This is a genomic window from Streptomyces sp. NBC_00435, assembly GCF_036014235.1.
Classification (GTDB): Bacteria; Actinomycetota; Actinomycetes; order Streptomycetales; family Streptomycetaceae; genus Streptomyces.
Genome location: NZ_CP107924.1, coordinates 3340471 through 3356826 on the forward strand (window position 1 = coordinate 3340471; position 16356 = coordinate 3356826).

Sequence of the window (16356 nt, forward strand, 5' to 3'; positions counted from 1 at the left end):
ATCACGACATCACACAGGCCCTAGCCCCAGTGCCGGCACGGGCGGGGGTTCCTAGGGTGACCGCATGGAGTCCCAAGAGCTGAAGAAGGAACTCTCCGCCACGCTCGACGCCCGGCGGGAGCTGGGGCCGGAGTACGAGGCCGCGCTGGTGGACTCGTTCGTGGAGAAGGTCGACACGCAGGTCCGCCGGCGCCTCGCGGAGGAACGCCTCACCGCGGCCCGCGGCGGTCCCCGGACCACGGCGGATTCCCCGGACGGCAACTTCGGCGAACGCTTCGGCTTCGCGATCATCACGCTGGTGCTGGCGATCCCGCTCTCGGCGATCGGCGCCGCCCAGGCCCACCTCAGCGGCCTGGTCGTCGCCTGGCTCGGCATCCTGGGCGTCAACTACGTCCACGCGGCGAAGTTCCGCCGCCGCCGGAGCCCAGAGCCGGGCTCCCTGGACTGACCCGCCGGGCCGGGCCGAACCGGCCCGCCGGGGCCGAGCCGTGCGAGTGGCGCGCGGAAAAGGATTAGGCGCGGGGACCGCCGCACCCCGGTTTCCCGGGGGCGGGACGACGGCGGTCCCCGCGCAGGACACGGGCCGGGTCAGGGCCGTCCACGCGTCCGTGGCGTCCAACGCGGTCCGGGAGCCGCTCCGGAGGTGCATCGACGCCGTTCGTGGCGCCGGCCGGGTGCCGGTCTCCCGGACTTCCCTGCCGACAACCACCACTGTGCCGGAGCCGTGTTAAGCCGGTGCTGCCGTCACGTGTCGGGCCCGTACCGTTTGCGCGACGCCCGCGCGCGGCCCCGTACCGGCTACTTGGCGCCCTTCGCCAGGAACGCGAGCAGGTCCTGACGGCTCACCACACCGGTCGGCTTGCCCTCGACCAGCACGATCGCCGCGTCGGCCTCGCCGAGCACCGCCATCAGCTCGGACACCGGCTCGCCGGAGCCGACCTGCGGCAGCGGCGCGCTCATGTGCTTCTCCAGCGGGTCGGTGAGGGACGCGTGCTGCGCGAACAGCGCCGCCAGCAGCTCCTTCTCGACCACGGAACCGATGACCTCGGCCGCCATCACGTCGGGGTGACCCGCTCCCGGCTTGACGATCGGCATCTGCGAGACGCCGTACTCGCGCAGCACCTCGATGGCCTCGCCGACGGTCTCCTCCGGGTGCATGTGGACCAGGGAGGGGATGCCGCCCGCCTTGTCCGCGAGCACGTCACGGATCCGGGCCGAGGGGCCCGCGTCCTCCAGGAAGCCGTGCCCGGCCATCCACTCGTCGTTGAAGATCTTGCTGATGTAACCGCGCCCGCTGTCCGGGAGCAGGACGACGACCACGTCGTCCGGGCCCAGGCCCTCGGCCGCCCGCAGCGCGGCGACGACCGCCATGCCGCAGGAGCCGCCGACGAGAAGGCCCTCCTCCTTGGCGAGGCGGCGGGTCATCTGGAAGGAGTCCTTGTCGGACACCGCGATGATCTCGTCCGTCACGTTGGGGTCGTAGGCGGTCGGCCAGAAGTCCTCGCCGACGCCCTCGACGAGGTACGGACGGCCCGAACCGCCGGAGTAGACCGAGCCCTCGGGGTCCGCGCCGATGATCTTCACCTGGCCGCCGGACGCCTCCTTGAGGTACCGGCCGGTGCCGGAGATCGTGCCGCCCGTGCCGACGCCGGCCACGAAGTGGGTGATCTTCCCGGCGGTCTGCTCCCAGAGCTCGGGACCGGTGGTCTCGTAGTGGGAGCGCGAGTTGTTCGGGTTGCTGTACTGGTCCGGCTTCCAGGCGCCGGGCGTCTCGCGCACGAGGCGGTCGGACACGTTGTAGTACGAGTCCGGGTGCTCGGGGTCGACGGCGGTCGGGCAGACCACGACCTCGGCGCCGTACGCGCGCATGACGTTGATCTTGTCCGCCGAGACCTTGTCAGGGCAGACGAAGATGCACTTGTAGCCCTTCTGCTGGGCCACGATGGCGAGTCCTACACCCGTGTTGCCGCTCGTGGGCTCCACGATGGTGCCACCGGGCTTGAGCGCTCCGCTCTGTTCGGCGGCCTCGATCATCCGGATGGCGATCCGGTCCTTCACGGATCCGCCGGGGTTGAAGTACTCGACCTTGGCAAGGACGGTGGCCTGCAGGCCTTCGGTCACACGGTTGAGCTTCACCAGCGGGGTGTTGCCGACGAGGCTGATCATCGAGTCGTGGAATTGCACCATGTTCTCCAAGGAGGGGACTCCACGGGTTCTCCGGGAGGCACCGCCAGACTAAGCGGAAAGGGATTGGCCGACCCGCACTACGGGGCAGGTAGGTCAGCAGGACCGAGTGACAGAGGAAAGATCCGGCCGAGGGACCGAGGAGGTGGCTTGAAGGGTGTCCAGAGCGAGAACGGCCCGCCGTATCGCGGCGGGCGCGGCGTACGGCGGGGGCGGGCTCGGGCTCGTCGGGGCCGCCGCGGTGGGGCTGGTCGTGGCGGAGATGCAGTTCGCGAAGCGGACGGTGGGCACCGGCCTGCCGGACCCGCCGCGCGCGGACGGGCTGTACGGGAGCGAGTTCGGCGGGCCCGAGCTGAGTCCGGGCCCGCTGCGCCTGGGCATGCTGGGTGACTCGACGGCGGCCGGGCTGGGGGTGCGGCGGGCGAGGCAGACCCCGGGCGCGCTGCTCGCCTCGGGGCTGGCGGCGGTGGCGGAACGGCCGGTGGAGCTGCGCAACGTGGCGTTGTCGGGTGCCATGTCGGACGACCTGGACCGGCAGACGGGGCTGCTGCTGGACGGTGACGGTCCGGCCCCCGACGTGTGCGTGATCATGATCGGCGCCAATGACGTGACCCGCCGGATGCCGCCGACCCAGTCCGTGCGGCTGCTGACCTCAGCCGTACGTCGGCTGCGGCTCGCGGGCTCCGAGGTCGTGGTCGGCACCTGCCCGGACCTGGGCACCATCGAGCCGGTCTACCAGCCGCTGCGGTGGCTGGCCCGCCGGGTCTCGCGCCAGCTGGCCGCCGCCCAGACGATCGGGGTGCTCGCGCTGGGCGCCCGTACCGTCTCGATCGGCGACCTGATGGGCGCGGAGTTCGCGGCGAACCCGCGCGAGATGTTCGGCCCGGACTCCTACCACCCGTCCGCGGAGGGGTACGCGACCGCCGCGATGGCCGTGCTGCCGACCCTGTGCGCGGCCTTGGGCGTCTGGCCCGAGTCGGACCGGCTGGACGTGTCGCGCAACGAGGACATGCTCCCGGTGGCCAAGGCCGCCTCGGCGGCGGCGGGGCAGGCGGGCACGGAGGTCACGGGAGCCCGCGGCCCGTGGGCCCTGCTCAAGTACCGGCGCAGGCGCCGGGTGCCCGGCGAGGACCTCACGCACGGGGCCGCGGCGGGCGGTGGGACGGCCGCGGCGGCGGGGACCGGCGGGAAGCCGTCCGGGACGGTGGCCGGGGGCGGGGCCAGAGCGACCGGAGTCACATCGCAAGGGCAGTGACCTCGACGGTACGGGGCGGTAACTTCGCATGCGGTCCCGGTACGACACCACCTCCCTTGGAGCCCCGATGCCCGAAGCCGTCATCGTTTCCACCGCCCGTTCGCCGATCGGGCGCGCCTTCAAGGGATCCCTCAAGGACGTCCGCCCGGACGACCTGACCGCCACGGTCATCCAGGCCGCGCTCGCCAAGGTCCCCGGGCTGGACCCCCGCGAGATCGACGACCTGATGCTGGGCTGCGGCCTCCCGGGCGGCGAGCAGGGCCACAACCTCGGCCGGATCGTCGCCGTGCAGATGGGCATGGACCACCTGCCCGCCACCACGATCACCCGCTACTGCGCCTCCTCGCTGCAGACCTCCCGGATGGCCCTGCACGCCATCAAGGCCGGCGAGGGAGACGTCTTCATCTCCGCGGGCGTGGAGATGGTGTCCCGGACCGTCAACGGCTCCTCCGACGGGATCCCGGGCACCCACAACCCGCTCTTCGCCGACTCCGAGGCCCGCACCAAGGAGGTCGCCGAGTCCACCGGCTCCTCCTGGCACGACCCGCGCGAGGACGGCCGGACCCCCGACGCGTACATCGCGATGGGGCAGACCGCCGAGAACCTGGCCCGCCTCAAGGGCGTCACCCGCGCCGACATGGACGAGTTCGGCGTGCGCTCGCAGAACCTGGCCGAGGAAGCCATCAAGAACGGCTTCTGGGCCCGCGAGATCACCCCGGTCACCACCCCGGACGGCACCGTCGTCTCCCAGGACGACGGCCCGCGCGCCGGGGTCACCCTGGAGGCCGTCCAGGGCCTCAAGCCCGTCTTCCGCCCCGACGGCCTGATCACGGCCGGCAACTGCTGTCCGCTGAACGACGGCGCCGCGGCGCTGGTCGTCATGAGCGACACCAAGGCGCGCGAGCTCGGCCTGACCCCGCTGGCCAGGATCGTCTCCACGGGCGTCACCGGCCTCTCCCCCGAGATCATGGGTCTGGGCCCGGTCGAGGCCTCCAGGCAGGCGCTGAAGCGCGCGGGCCTGACCGTCGACGACATCGACCTGTTCGAGATCAACGAGGCCTTCGCGGCCCAGGTGATCCCCTCCTACCGGGATCTGGAGATCCCGCTGGAGAAGCTGAACGTCAACGGCGGGGCCATCGCCATCGGTCACCCCTTCGGGATGACCGGCGCGCGCATCACCGGCACGCTGATCAACAGCCTGCAGTTCCACGACAAGCAGTTCGGTCTCGAGACCATGTGCGTCGGCGGCGGTCAGGGCATGGCCATGGTGATCGAGCGCCTGAGCTGAGCCGGGTCGGCCCCCGGGTCGTCGGGATCAAGGACCGATGCCAGGTGCCGTAAGGGATCCGGCTTGATCCCTTGTGGCGTACTGACGTCGAATCTAATCCTGTCGCAGCCATTCTGTGACCAAATGTCCCCCAGGATGTGACATACGTCCTGGGGGATCATTGTTTCCGCAGGTCAGACCCCGATTGAAGGCGTCCTCCAGGACGAAAGACCTGTCCAATTCGTGACGTAATGCACTGCAAGCCATTCCCAGGTCAGGACAAGCTGATGTAGGAAGTCGGGGGATCGAATCAATCAGGAGTGTCAGTGAGCGCCATGCCTCTTGCCCTACTGCTGACCACGGCCGCTGCCACGGCCGTGGGCGCTGCTGCGCTGCATGCCGTGCACGGCCTGCGCAAGCAGGTCACGGCCCTGCGCCGTGAGCTGACGGTGGTGCACCCCCGCGGTGCCACCGTCCCGCACGCCCGCAGCGCCGTGGAGTCCCCCGCCGCGGAGATACGAGCCGCCGTCGCCGAGGCCCTGGCCGAGGAGCGTGAGCGCGAGCTCGCCGAGGCGCGTGCCTTCTGGGCCGCCCAGGAGGCCCGTGACGCCGCCGACGCCCCCTCGCTGCTGGGCGGCCTGTCCGGCCTCGGCGAGGAGAGCCCGGTCTTCCTGCCCCGGCAGGTGGACATGGTCGGCCTGGAGCCGCTCCTGGGCGAGGAGGCCGACGGGGTCGTCGGGGCCGTCGAGTACCCCGTCTATCCCGAGGACTCGGCCGAGCTGGCCGCCGCCCGCCGGCGCCACCCCTCGCACCCCGACTTCGTACCGGTCCAGGCCTCGCACCCCGGCGCCGACCACGAGCGCACGGTCAGCCGCCTGGAGGAGCTCGCGCACGCCCGTACGGCCCTCGCGGACGTCCGCCCCGGCCCGCTGGGCACCCTGGACGTGTACGTCTTCACGGACGGCACGACGCTCTGCATGACCCCCGGCCACCGGGAGACCGCCGAGCGCCTCGCCGAGGCCCTGCGTTCGGGCCGCGCGCCGGTCCTGCTGGGCGGTTCGGGCATCTCCGGCGCCTACGCCCTGACCTTCTCCTGCGGCGACTCCGAGGACCCGGACAGCAACGTCTACATCCTCGCGGACCGCGTCATCGCATCGCTCTGACTTCCGCCTGCTCCACCAGCCGAACGGCCTCGTCCAGAACCTCGGACGGGGCCGTCGTCACGTTCGCGGGGGTCGCTGCCGCACCGGCCTCGGTCCACGCGGCGTGGAGCGCCTCGGCGAGGTCCTGTCCGGCCACGGCGACCTGGTCTCCGACGACGAAGATCCCGGCGTCCGGCATCCGCCGCGCCGGAGCCGCCCCCGCGCCGTCCCCGGCGCCCGCGGCGGCCGCCTCCAGCCGCTGGGCCCGTACGGAGAGCTCCCGGGCCAGGTCCAGCGCCACCTCCGCGGCGCCCTGCTGGAGCCGGCTCTGCGGTGCGGCCCGCAGCCGGTCGGCGAAGCGTTCCACGGCGGCGGTCAGGGGTGAGGTATCGAGCACCCGGCCGACCTTACGCGCCGCCCCGGCGCCATTGCCAACGGGCGAACTCTCCGGCACGGTGGCGTGAAGAGAGCAGCACGGCGATACCTCCGGAGGCGCCCATGTCCGTAGAGTTCTCCGAGCAGACACACCGCAACATGATCGACAGAATCCCCGGGGCCACCGGTCGTGAAGTGTCCGACTGGCTCCGGGCCGTGGACGAAGGTCCCTCCCTGGTCCGGTTCGAGGAGAAGGTCAGCTGGCTCCTCGGCGCGCACGAGCTGTCGTACGGCCAGGCCAAGGCGATCATCCACGAGTACGACCTGCGCCGCGCCGCCCGCAAGTTCGGCTGAGCAGTCCGCCCGGGCAGTCCGGCCGGGTCCGACACGCGGGAAGGCCCCGCGAGCACCTGCTCGCGGGGCCTTCCTCTGCTCAACTGCTCAAGGGGTACGGGGTACTAGTCACCCTTGAGGATGGAGATCAGGCGCAGCATCTCCATGTAGATCCACACCAGGGTCACGGTGAGGCCGAAGGCCGCCAGCCACGACTCCTCGCGCGGGGCGCCGTAGGTCACGCCCTCCTCGACCGTCTTGAACTCGATGGCGAGGAAGGCGGCACCGATGATGATGCCGATGACGCCGAAGAGGATGCCGAGACCGCCGCTGCGGAAGCCGAGGCCGTCGCCGCCCGCGAAGACGGAGAACAGCAGGTTGACGGCCATCAGGAGCATGAAGCCGATGCCGGCCGCCGTCGCGAAGCCGACGAAGCGCCGGTTCACGTTGATCCAGCGCATCCGGTAGGCGATCAGCACGCCGGCGAAGACGCACATCGTGCCCATCACGGCCTGGACCACCGTGCCCGGGCCGGTGTAGGTGCTGAAGATCGAGCTGAGGACGCCGAGGAAGACACCCTCGAACGCCGCGTAGGCCAGGATCAGCGCCGGGACCGGCTTGCGCTTGAACGACTGGACCATCGCGAAGACGAAGGCGATGAGCCCGGCCACGATGGCGATGCCGTACGAGGTCTTGATGTTGGCCTGGTCGACGGGAAGCGCGATCCAGGAGGCGGCCGCCGTCACGATGACCGTGCCGAGCGTCAGAGCCGTACGGCTCACGACGTCGTCGATGGTCATCGCATTGCCGCGGACCGGCGCCTGCGGCATACCCGTGGCCGGGTCGGTCGCGTAGGGGTTGGTCGCGTACGGGTTGGTGGCGGTCCCGGCCTGGGCCTGGGGCTGCTGCGTGCCGAAGCCCGCATAAGCACCGTTGTCGCGGCTGAACCCCCGTCGCGAGAAGACCGGGTTGCTGCTCCTCATCTCACTCCTCCATGGCCACCGTGCGCGGCCTAGGAGTCAAGAGTAATGCGGACGCAAAGAAATCGCCCTACTGCTGAAGGAGGATCTTTCCCAGTGGTACGTGCGCGCTCCCGGGGGAGGGCGGGGGAACCGGTGGCGCCCCCGCCCCTCACGTGTTCCGGCCTGAAACGGAACGTCATCGTGCCCGAAGCCGGACTTGAACCGGCACGACCCGAGGGTCAGCGAGGTTTAAGCTCGCCGTGTCTGCATTCCACCATCCGGGCAGGGCGTAGCGGCCCCGTAGGAAAAGCCATGAACGCTGCGGCGAGCCTATCCGGAACGCTTACGCCCCGACCTGGGCGTCTCGCCGATGTTGTCTGATTTTATTGGTGATTGATGGGCAGTCAGGGTGGAGAAGGCACGGTCGGCCCGCTCCAGGCGTCGATCATGGCCGCCACGGGATTGACGGGATTTCGATGGCCCGCGCCACCCCGTTCGCCACCCCCCTGAGCCCGGATCCCCCCGGAACCCCCTCAGGACCTCCCCGGGACCCCCTCAGGAAGCCGGCCCCCACCTCCGCCGTGGCGGCCGTCATACCAAAGGAGGAGGCGGACGCCTCCCCGGTCAGACTCCAGTGGGCCGGAGAACGGGCACCACGGCTGATCCGCGGCGGGGGTGGCGCGGCGACGATGGGAACGTCCCGCCGATCGCGGACCGTGAGCCCGGTCCGCAGCCCAAGGAGCCGTCCCGTGACCACCATGAACTACGCCCCGCACACCGCCCAGGCCGTCGCCGCGCGCGCCACCGGCCTCTCCAAGGTGTACGGCCAGGGCGAGACCCAGGTGGTCGCCCTGGACAACGTCACCGTGGACTTCGCCCAGGGCCAGTTCACCGCGATCATGGGCCCCTCGGGCTCCGGCAAGTCCACGCTGATGCACTGCGTCGCGGGCCTGGACACCTTCTCCACCGGATCCGTCCGCATCGGCGACACCGAGCTCTCCACCCTGAAGGACAAGCAGCTCACGCAGCTGCGCCGGGACAAGATCGGCTTCATCTTCCAGGCGTTCAACCTGCTGCCGACCCTGACCGCCCTGGAGAACATCACGCTCCCCATGGACATCGCCGGCCGCAAGCCCGACAAGCAGTGGCTGGACTCGGTCATCTCCATGGTCGGCCTCTCCGAGCGCCTCTCCCACCGCCCCACCCAGCTCTCCGGCGGCCAGCAGCAGCGCGTGGCCGTCGCCCGCGCCCTGGCCTCCCGCCCCGAGATCATCTTCGGCGACGAGCCCACCGGCAACCTCGACTCCCGCTCCGGCGCCGAGGTCCTCGGATTCCTGCGCAACTCCGTGCGCGAGCTCGGCCAGACCGTCGTCATGGTCACTCACGACCCGGTCGCCGCCTCCTACGCGGACCGCGTCATCTTCCTCGCCGACGGCCGCATCGTCGACGAGATGCTCCAGCCCACCGCGGACGGCGTGCTCGACCGCATGAAGGCCTTCGACGCCAAGGGCCGCACCAGCTGAGGGACGCCCGCCCCCTCGCCGACGTCCGTCCACGCTGACCCCTGACACCTGGACTCCTCCACCATGTTCCGTACCGCCCTGCGCAACGTGCTCGCGCACAAGGCCAGACTGCTGATGACGGTGCTCGCCGTCGTCCTCGGCGTCGCCTTCGTCTCCGGCACCCTCGTCTTCACCGACACCGTCGGCAAGGCGATGTCGAACCAGTCCGCCAAGAGCTTCGACGGCGTGGCCGTCTCCGTCACCTCCTACGGCCCCTCGCGCAACGAAGAGGGCGTCAGGGAGGGCGAGCCGGGCATCAGCCAGCATTCCCTCGACAAGGTCAGGGCGCTCGGCGGCGTGGACAGCGCCTCCGGCCGCGTGCACGGCTTCGCCGCCGTGGGCGACCAGGACGGCAAGCTGATCGGCACCGGCTGGTCCAACACCGGAGCCAACTTCGTCCCGCTCAAGGACGGCAAGGACCCCCGCTACGACTTCGTCGACGGAACCGGCCCGGCCAACGGTGGCCAGATCGCCCTCGACCAGGAGACGGCCAAGCGCGGCAAGTACCAGGTCGGCGACAAGGTCCGGGTGGCCGACAACGGACCGGCCAAGGAGTACGCCCTGGCCGGGATCTTCACCACCGAGGACGGCGCGGTCAACGCGGGCGGCTCGCTCGTCCTGTTCGACACCCCGACCGCCCAGCGGCTCTACCTGCAGCCCGGCTACTACGACGAGCTCTCGGTCAGCGCGAAGGCAGGCACCAGTGCCGACCAGCTGCTCTCCGAGATCAAGCCGATCGTCGGCAAGCACGCCACCGCCCAGACCGGTGCGCAGCTCGCCGCCGAGCAGGCCAAGAACATCAGCAACGGCATGCAGAACGTCAACCAGATGCTGCTGACGTTCGCGCTGATCTCGCTCTTCGTCGGCGTCTTCCTGATCTACAACACCTTCACCATGCTGATCGCCCAGCGCACCAAGGAGCTGGCCCTGCTCCGCGCCGTCGGCGCCAACCGCGGCCAGGTCAAGCGTTCGGTGCTCGCCGAGGCCCTGGTCGTCGGCGTGGTCTCCTCCGCGATCGGCCTGCTCGCCGGTGTCGGCCTCGCCGTCGCCATGCGCTCCGCGATGGATGCCTTCGACGCCAAGATCCCGGCCGGTCCGGTGGTCGTCGCCCCGCTCACCGTCGCCGCCGCGATCGGCATCGGCGTCCTCGTCACGATGCTCGCCGCGTGGCTGCCCGCCCGCCGCACCGCCAAGATCGCCCCGGTCGCCGCCATGGGCAGTGCCCACCTGCCGGCCACCGCGAAGTCCCTGGTGCTGCGCAACAGCCTCGGCGGGGCGATCACCCTGCTCGGCCTGCTCGGCGTCCTGGCCGGCGCACTGACCGGCAAGGAGGGCAAGGTCATCATCGGGGTCGGCGCCTTCCTCACGATGATCGGCATCATCATCTTGCTGCCCGCCCTCTCCCGACCGGTCATCTCGGCCGTCCGCCCGCTCCTGGAGAAGGTGTTCGGCGTCGCCGGCAAGCTGGCCGCGCAGAACGCGGTCCGCAGCCCGCGCCGCACCGCCGTCACCGCCGCCTCGCTGGCCATCGGTCTGACCCTGGTCACCGCCCTGTCCGTGCTCGGCATCACGATGGGCAAGGCCATCGACCGGATGACGACGGACAACCTCAGGGCCGACTACAAGGTCTCCATGGGCGACACCTTCGGCAGCCTGGACCCCTCCGTGCTCCCGGCCCTGGCGAAGGCCCCGGGCGTCAAGGCGGTCTCCCCGCAGCAGGCCGGCAACTTCCGGATCGGCGACGGCAAGCAGTACCGCTCCGTCTCCGGCGTCGACCCGGCCACCATCGGCCAGCTCCTCAACTTCGACGTGGTCAGCGGCCGGCTGGACAGCCTCGCCAAGGGCGAGGTGGCCGTCGCCGAGAAGACCGCGACGGAGGGCGGCCTGTCGGTCGGCTCCACCCTGAAGACCACCTTCGAGGACAACCAGAAGGCGGACCTGAAGGTCGGCGCGATCTACAAGGAAATGGAGGGCATGCTCTCCCCCTACGTGATCGACTACAACGTCCTGGGCAAGCACATCGTGGACGGTGAGAAGCCGTTCCTGCCCGAGGTCTACGTCAAGATGGACGCCGGCGCCTCCGACAAGGCCGAGAAGTCCCTGGTCGACGCCCTCGGCAAGAACCCGGCGATCACCTTCGCCACCCAGCAGGACATCCGCAACCAGATGGGCGGCATGATCAACACTGCCCTGAACATCATGTACGGCCTGCTCGGCATGGCCCTGATCATCTCGGTCCTCGGCGTCGTCAACACCCTGGCGATGTCCGTGTACGAGCGGACCCAGGAGATCGGCATGCTGCGGGCGATCGGCCTGGACCGCGGCAAGGTCAAGAACATGATCCGCCTGGAAGCCATCGTGATCTCGCTCTTCGGCGCGGTCATCGGTGTCGCCCTCGGCACCTTCATCGCCTGGGCCGTCGGCGAGACCATCAAGGCCTCGATCCCGCACTACGCCCTGGTCATCCCCTTCGACCGGATCGCGATCTTCATGCTGCTGGCCGGCATCGTCGGCGCCCTCGCCGCCATGTGGCCCGCCCGCAGCGCGGCCCGGCTGAACATGCTGACCGCGATCAAGACGGAGTAGCCGGACGGCGCCACCGCGCCACCGCCACCTCCACGAAGGCCAAGGGCCCCGCGACCTCTCCCGTCGCGGGGCCCTTCGCCGTTCCCGTTGCCGGTCCCGGTCCCGGTGCCGACGGCTACGCCGGCCACTCCCGGGCGCGCAGCGGCATCCCGGAGCCCGACCGGGGCCCGGTGCGCACCGCGAGCACCTGGTTGACCCCGAGCCGGTTGTGCTCGAAGCCGAGGGCCGAGGCGGCCATGTACAGCTGCCAGACCCGGGCCCGCCCGGGCGAGGTCAGCCGTACCGCCTCCTCCCAGTGCTCCTCCAGCCGGGCCACCCAGGCCCGCAGGGTGAGGGCGTAGTGCTCGCGCAGCGCCTCCACGTCGCGGACCTCGAAGCCGGCCCGTTCCAGCTCGCCGACGGTGGTGCCGACCGGGGACAGCTCCCCGTCGGGGAAGACGTAGGCGTCTATGAACTCGTCGATCCGGTACGCCTCCTCGTCCGGCTCGGGGCGCCGCGCGATCTGGTGGTTCAGCAGCCTCCCGCCCGGGCGCAGCAGGCCGTACAGGCTCTGGGCGTACGTGCGGTAGCGCTCGGCGCCGACGTGTTCGGCCATCCCGATGGAGGAAATGGCGTCGTACGGACCGTCCTTGACGTCCCGGTAGTCCTGGACCCGGATCTCCACCAGGTCGGCCAGGCCCTCCTCCGCGACCCGCTTGCGGGCGTAGGCGGCCTGCTCGCGCGAGAGCGTGATGCCGGTGACCCGGACGCCGTACTCCCGGGCCGCGTGCAGGGCCATGGAGCCCCAGCCGCAGCCGACGTCCAGCAGCCGGTCCCCGGGGCGCAGGGCCAGCTTTCGGCAGACCAGGTCCAGCTTGTCGCGCTGGGCGTCCTCCAGGCTCCCACCGGGGCTCCAGTAGGCACAGGAGTACACCATGGACGGGCCGAGGACCCGCTCGTAGAACGCGTTGCCCACGTCGTAGTGGTGGCTGATGGCCTGCCGGTCGCTGCCCTTGGTGTGCCGGGCTCCGCCGCGGCGGAGCGCCTCCTCGGGCGGCGGCGCGGGCGCCGGCCACGGCCGGGCCAGGCCCACGAGGGAGCGCACGGCGGCGCGGGCCGCCGGATCGCGCAGCAGGGCGGCGGGCCCGCGGCTGCCGGCGTCCTGCCCGGGGGCGGCGGGATCGCGCTCCCAGAGCAGCCCGCCGACCCGGTCCAGCAGGTCGAAGAGGTCTCCCTCGACGGTCAGGTCCCCGGCCACCCAGGCGCGGGCCAGGCCCAGCTCGCCCGGCTTCCACAGGATCCGGCGCAGGGCGCGCCGGTGGTTGAGGACCAGCGTGGGACCGCCCAGGGGACCGGCCTCGCTGCCGTCCCAGGCCCGTATGCGGACGGGAAGGGGGGCGCCCAGCAGGGTTTCGGCTAAAGCGGCCAGCCGCGGCGCGGCGTCGTTCATCGTAGGCACCTCCAGAAAGTTCCGACCGGACGGCATACCCCGTTCCGGCCCTGGATATGCCTGCTCTTTCTGTTCGACGTGCGGTGGCGACCGGTAACCCCGAAGGGGCCGCCCGCACCACGGATGGCGGGCGGCCCCTTCGGGGTCACGCTGGGTCGTACGGGTTCACGCCGCTCCGGCCCGGAGGCCGGACCGGGTCAGGAGGCCTTGGCCTTCTCGGCCGGGGCCGTGACGGCGGCCGGAGCCGGCGCCGGCTTGGCGGCCTCGTAGAACTCCTCGCGGGGGGTCTCCAGTGCACCGAGGGAGACGACCTCGCGCTTGAGGAACATCGCGAGGGTCCAGTCGGCGAAGACACGGATCTTGCGGTTCCAGGTCGGCATGGCCATGCCGTGGTAGCCACGGTGCATGTACCAGGCGAGCCGGCCCTTGAGCTTGATCTTCATCTTGCCCATGACGATCATCGCGACGCCCTTGTGGAGGCCGAGGCCCGCCACCGCACCCTTGTTGGAGTGCGAGTAGTCGGCCTGCGGGAAGCCCCGCATGCCCGAGATGACGTTGTCGCCGAGGACCTTGGCCTGGCGCAGCGCGTGCTGGGCGTTCGGCGGGCACCAGGCGTTCTCCACGCCGGCCTTGCGGGCGGCGAGGTCGGGCACCTGGGCGTTGTCGCCGGCGGTCCAGATGTAGTCCGTGCCCTTGACCTGGAGGGTCGGCTCGGCGTCCACGTGGCCGCGGGGACCCAGCGGCAGGCCGTAGCGGGCCAGCACCGGGTTGGGCTTGACGCCGGCGGTCCACACGAGGGTGTTGGAGTCGACCTCGAGGCCGTTCTTCAGCACCACGTGGCCGTCCACGCAGGAGTCCATGGAGGTGTTGAGGTAGATCTCGATGCCGCGCGACTCGAGGTGCTCCTTGCCCCAGGTGCCGAGCTTGGGCCCGACCTCGGGAAGGATCTTGTCGGCCGCGTCGACCAGGATGAAGCGCATGTCCTCGCGCTTGATGCTGGTGTAGTACTTCGCGGCGTCGCGGGCCATGTCCTCGACCTCGCCTATGGTCTCCGCGCCGGCGAAACCGCCGCCGACGAAGACGAAGGTGAGGGCCTTGCGGCGGACGTCCTCGTCCGTCGTGGACTCGGCCTTGTCGAGCTGCTCGAGGACGTGGTTGCGCAGGCCGATGCCCTCTTCGACGCCCTTCATACCGATGCCCTGTTCGGCGAGGCCGGGGATCGGGAAGGTGCGGGAGACGGCGCCGAGCGCGATCACCAGGTAGTCGAAGGGCAGCTCGTACGCCTCGCCGACCAGCGGCGTGACGACGGCGACCTTGCGGTCCTGGTCGATGCTGGTGACCCGGCCGGTGAGAACCTCTGCCTTGGGCAGCACGCGTCGCAGCGGTACGACGACGTGCCGAGGCGAGATGCTGCCTGCGGCCACTTCGGGGAGGAAGGGCTGGTAGGTCATGTACGAGCGCGGGTCGACGACCGTGACGGTCGCCTCGCCGTAACGCATCTTCTTCATGATGCGCTTGGCCGCGTACAGGCCTACGTACCCACCTCCTACAACGAGGATCCTGGGACGCTCCGTGGTGCTCATGAGGAAAAGTATCCAGCACCCCAAGGGGTGACGCTCGTGAGCCCCTTCACAAGGGCCTCTGTACCCTCTGCTACACTCCGCCGCCCACGTGATCGAGGTCATGGCGTGAAGTGGGAACCAGGGTGTAACGGGAGTCGTTGAACACCAGTCCTGAACTGGCCTCCAGGCCCGTAAGCGGAGTAGACCACCGGGTTCGTGGATACCTACCGCCAGACCCTTCCGGCGTCCGCCATTCGCACAAGCGGTCGCGAAAACAAGGTCCAGGGACCTCTGGACTTGCCCAAATGGCTCCTCTGACGCCTTCACAGGCATCTTTTCCTTGTGAAGAACTTCACGAAGTTCATGTGGAAGGCGGGACCTAGTGCCCCCGAAGAGCCCCCGAACGGCCCCCCGGGAGCCTCCGGGACACCGCCGGGACCCTTCCGGTGACACCGCCGGGACACCCCCGCAAGCCTCGGTTGACCCTCGACATGGTGGAGGGCCCAGAGTTCCGGGTGTGGAGAACGAGAACGAGATGCGCGGCATCGGTGAGATGGCCCGGGACAGCGGGCTGAGCGTCAGCACGCTGCGGTTCTACGACGGCGCCGGGGTGCTGGTCCCGGCGTGGGTGGACCCGGTGAGCGGCTACCGCTGGTACGGCCCCGGGCAGCTCGAGGAGTCCCGGCTGCTGGCCAGGCTGCGCCGGGCCGGGATGCCGCTGGCGGACATCCGGCTGGTCCTGGCCGGCTGGTCCGGCGCGGACACCGACCTGGTCCGGAGCCTGCTCCAGGCACACCTGCTCCGGCTCGAACTGGGGCTGTCCGATGCCCGCAGCGAGTTCTCCACCGTCCGAGCGCTACTTGACCGCAGGGAGAACCGCATGTCCGTGCCGAGCACCGCCAGCACCACCGCCACCGCCCGGTTCACCGTTTCCGCGCCCGAGCTGGCCGCCGCGCTGGACTCGGTCCGGTTCGCCGTCAGCACCGACCCCGAGCTGCCGGTGCTCGGCGGTGTCCTGTTCGACGCCGAGGACGGGGCGCTGCGCGTCGTGGCCACCGACCGGTACCGGCTGGCCGTCGCACGGGCCGGCACCACCGGGCCCGGGGGTCCCCGGGCGCGGGCCGTCGTGCCCGCCCCGCTCGCCGACGCGATGCGGGCGTTGCTGACCGAGGAGGCGCCCGTCCTGCTCGCCCTGGACGGTGACCGGGTGCGGCTGGAGGCCGGGGACCGGCAGGCGGCCGGCCAGCGCCTGGACCACGAGTTCCCCGACTACCGCCGCCTGGTCCGGCTGCCCGCGGGCCGTCGCGTCCTCGTCGACGTGCCGGCCTTCCGCAGCGCCGTGCAAACCGGCCCCGTCCGGCCGGCCGAGCGCGGCCAGGACGGTGCGCTCTGTGATCTCAGCGTGCTGAAGGTGACGGACGATGGCGCGGTGGCCGTCTGCGAGGACGGTGACGACGACCCGGGCAACGTCGCCGTCAACCGTGAGTTCCTCCTGCACGCCCTCGCCGCCGGAGCCCGGGACCGGCTGGTCCTGGAACTCGGCGCCCCCACCGCCCCGCTGGCGGTCCGCCGGCCCGGCGACGAGGACGCCTTCTCGCTCCTGATGCCGGTGCGGCTGGACGCCTAGCCGGTCGCTTCCGGATCTTCGGTGTACGTGACGGTGCCCCCGTCCGGACGTGACGGTGCCCCCGGCGGATCC

13 protein-coding genes and 1 tRNA gene are annotated in these 16356 nt (G+C 70.8%); 8 read left to right on the forward strand and 6 right to left on the reverse strand.

Translation table 11 applies throughout. The features are described 5' to 3' along the window. Window positions 1-64 precede the first annotated feature (64 nt). Window positions 65-448, forward strand: a complete 384-nt coding sequence (locus OG389_RS15295) for a hypothetical protein (RefSeq protein WP_328299036.1) — start codon at window positions 65-67, stop codon at window positions 446-448. 350 nt (window positions 449-798) lie between these two features. Here OG389_RS15295 and OG389_RS15300 read toward each other — a convergent pair whose 3' ends face one another. After that, the gene (locus OG389_RS15300; RefSeq protein WP_328303801.1) at window positions 799-2184 is read right to left on the reverse strand and encodes a cystathionine beta-synthase; all 1386 of its coding nucleotides are present in this window, start codon (window positions 2182-2184) and stop codon (window positions 799-801) included. A 157-nt stretch (window positions 2185-2341) separates the two neighbouring features. On the opposite strand from OG389_RS15300, the gene OG389_RS15305 reads away from it, so the two are divergent. From OG389_RS15305 to OG389_RS15315, 3 genes are all read left to right on the forward strand, one after another. After that, window positions 2342-3439: an SGNH/GDSL hydrolase family protein gene (locus OG389_RS15305; protein WP_328299037.1), complete on the forward strand. Its 1098-nt coding sequence runs from the start codon at window positions 2342-2344 to the stop codon at window positions 3437-3439. Between the two features lie 67 nt (window positions 3440-3506). Continuing rightward, on the forward strand, window positions 3507-4727 hold the full coding sequence (locus OG389_RS15310; protein WP_328299038.1) for an acetyl-CoA C-acetyltransferase: 1221 nt from the start codon (window positions 3507-3509) through the stop codon (window positions 4725-4727). A 314-nt stretch (window positions 4728-5041) separates the two neighbouring features. Further along, window positions 5042-5869, forward strand: coding sequence for a hypothetical protein (locus tag OG389_RS15315; RefSeq protein ID WP_328299039.1), 828 nt, complete (start codon window positions 5042-5044; stop codon window positions 5867-5869). On the opposite strand, the gene OG389_RS15320 is transcribed toward OG389_RS15315, so the two are convergent. Next, window positions 5853-6245: a hypothetical protein gene (locus OG389_RS15320; RefSeq protein WP_328299040.1), complete on the reverse strand. Its 393-nt coding sequence runs from the start codon at window positions 6243-6245 to the stop codon at window positions 5853-5855. The two genes, OG389_RS15315 and OG389_RS15320, sit on opposite strands and share 17 nt — an antisense overlap. 101 nt (window positions 6246-6346) lie before the next feature. Here OG389_RS15320 and OG389_RS15325 point away from each other — a divergent pair, with 101 nt between their 5' ends. Next, the gene (locus tag OG389_RS15325; RefSeq protein ID WP_328299041.1) at window positions 6347-6577 is read left to right on the forward strand and encodes a DUF4287 domain-containing protein; all 231 of its coding nucleotides are present in this window, start codon (window positions 6347-6349) and stop codon (window positions 6575-6577) included. Window positions 6578-6681: 104 nt separating this feature from the next. Here OG389_RS15325 and OG389_RS15330 read toward each other — a convergent pair whose 3' ends face one another. Together OG389_RS15330 and OG389_RS15335 are read right to left on the reverse strand one after the other, a co-directional pair. After that, window positions 6682-7539, reverse strand: coding sequence for a Bax inhibitor-1/YccA family protein (locus OG389_RS15330; protein WP_328299042.1), 858 nt, complete (start codon window positions 7537-7539; stop codon window positions 6682-6684). 181 nt (window positions 7540-7720) lie between these two features. Further along, window positions 7721-7802 (reverse strand) — tRNA-Leu (locus tag OG389_RS15335). Window positions 7803-8276: 474 nt separating this feature from the next. Between OG389_RS15335 and OG389_RS15340 the strand changes: the two genes are divergently transcribed. After that, the gene (locus OG389_RS15340; protein ID WP_328303804.1) at window positions 8277-9041 is read left to right on the forward strand and encodes an ABC transporter ATP-binding protein; all 765 of its coding nucleotides are present in this window, start codon (window positions 8277-8279) and stop codon (window positions 9039-9041) included. 63 nt (window positions 9042-9104) lie between these two features. Then, on the forward strand, window positions 9105-11666 hold the full coding sequence (locus tag OG389_RS15345; RefSeq protein ID WP_328299043.1) for an ABC transporter permease: 2562 nt from the start codon (window positions 9105-9107) through the stop codon (window positions 11664-11666). A gap of 115 nt (window positions 11667-11781) precedes the next feature. Here OG389_RS15345 and OG389_RS15350 read toward each other — a convergent pair whose 3' ends face one another. Then, the gene (locus OG389_RS15350) at window positions 11782-13095 is read right to left on the reverse strand and encodes a cyclopropane-fatty-acyl-phospholipid synthase family protein (RefSeq protein WP_328299044.1); all 1314 of its coding nucleotides are present in this window, start codon (window positions 13093-13095) and stop codon (window positions 11782-11784) included. Window positions 13096-13292: 197 nt separating this feature from the next. Beyond that, window positions 13293-14678 carry an NAD(P)/FAD-dependent oxidoreductase gene (locus OG389_RS15355; RefSeq protein ID WP_328299045.1) on the reverse strand — a complete coding sequence of 462 codons (1386 nt, stop codon included), beginning with the start codon at window positions 14676-14678 and terminating at the stop codon, window positions 13293-13295. Window positions 14679-15192: 514 nt separating this feature from the next. On the opposite strand from OG389_RS15355, the gene OG389_RS15360 reads away from it, so the two are divergent. Beyond that, on the forward strand, window positions 15193-16284 hold the full coding sequence (locus tag OG389_RS15360) for a DNA polymerase III subunit beta family protein (RefSeq protein ID WP_328303806.1): 1092 nt from the start codon (window positions 15193-15195) through the stop codon (window positions 16282-16284). The last annotated feature ends 72 nt before the right edge of the window (window positions 16285-16356 follow it).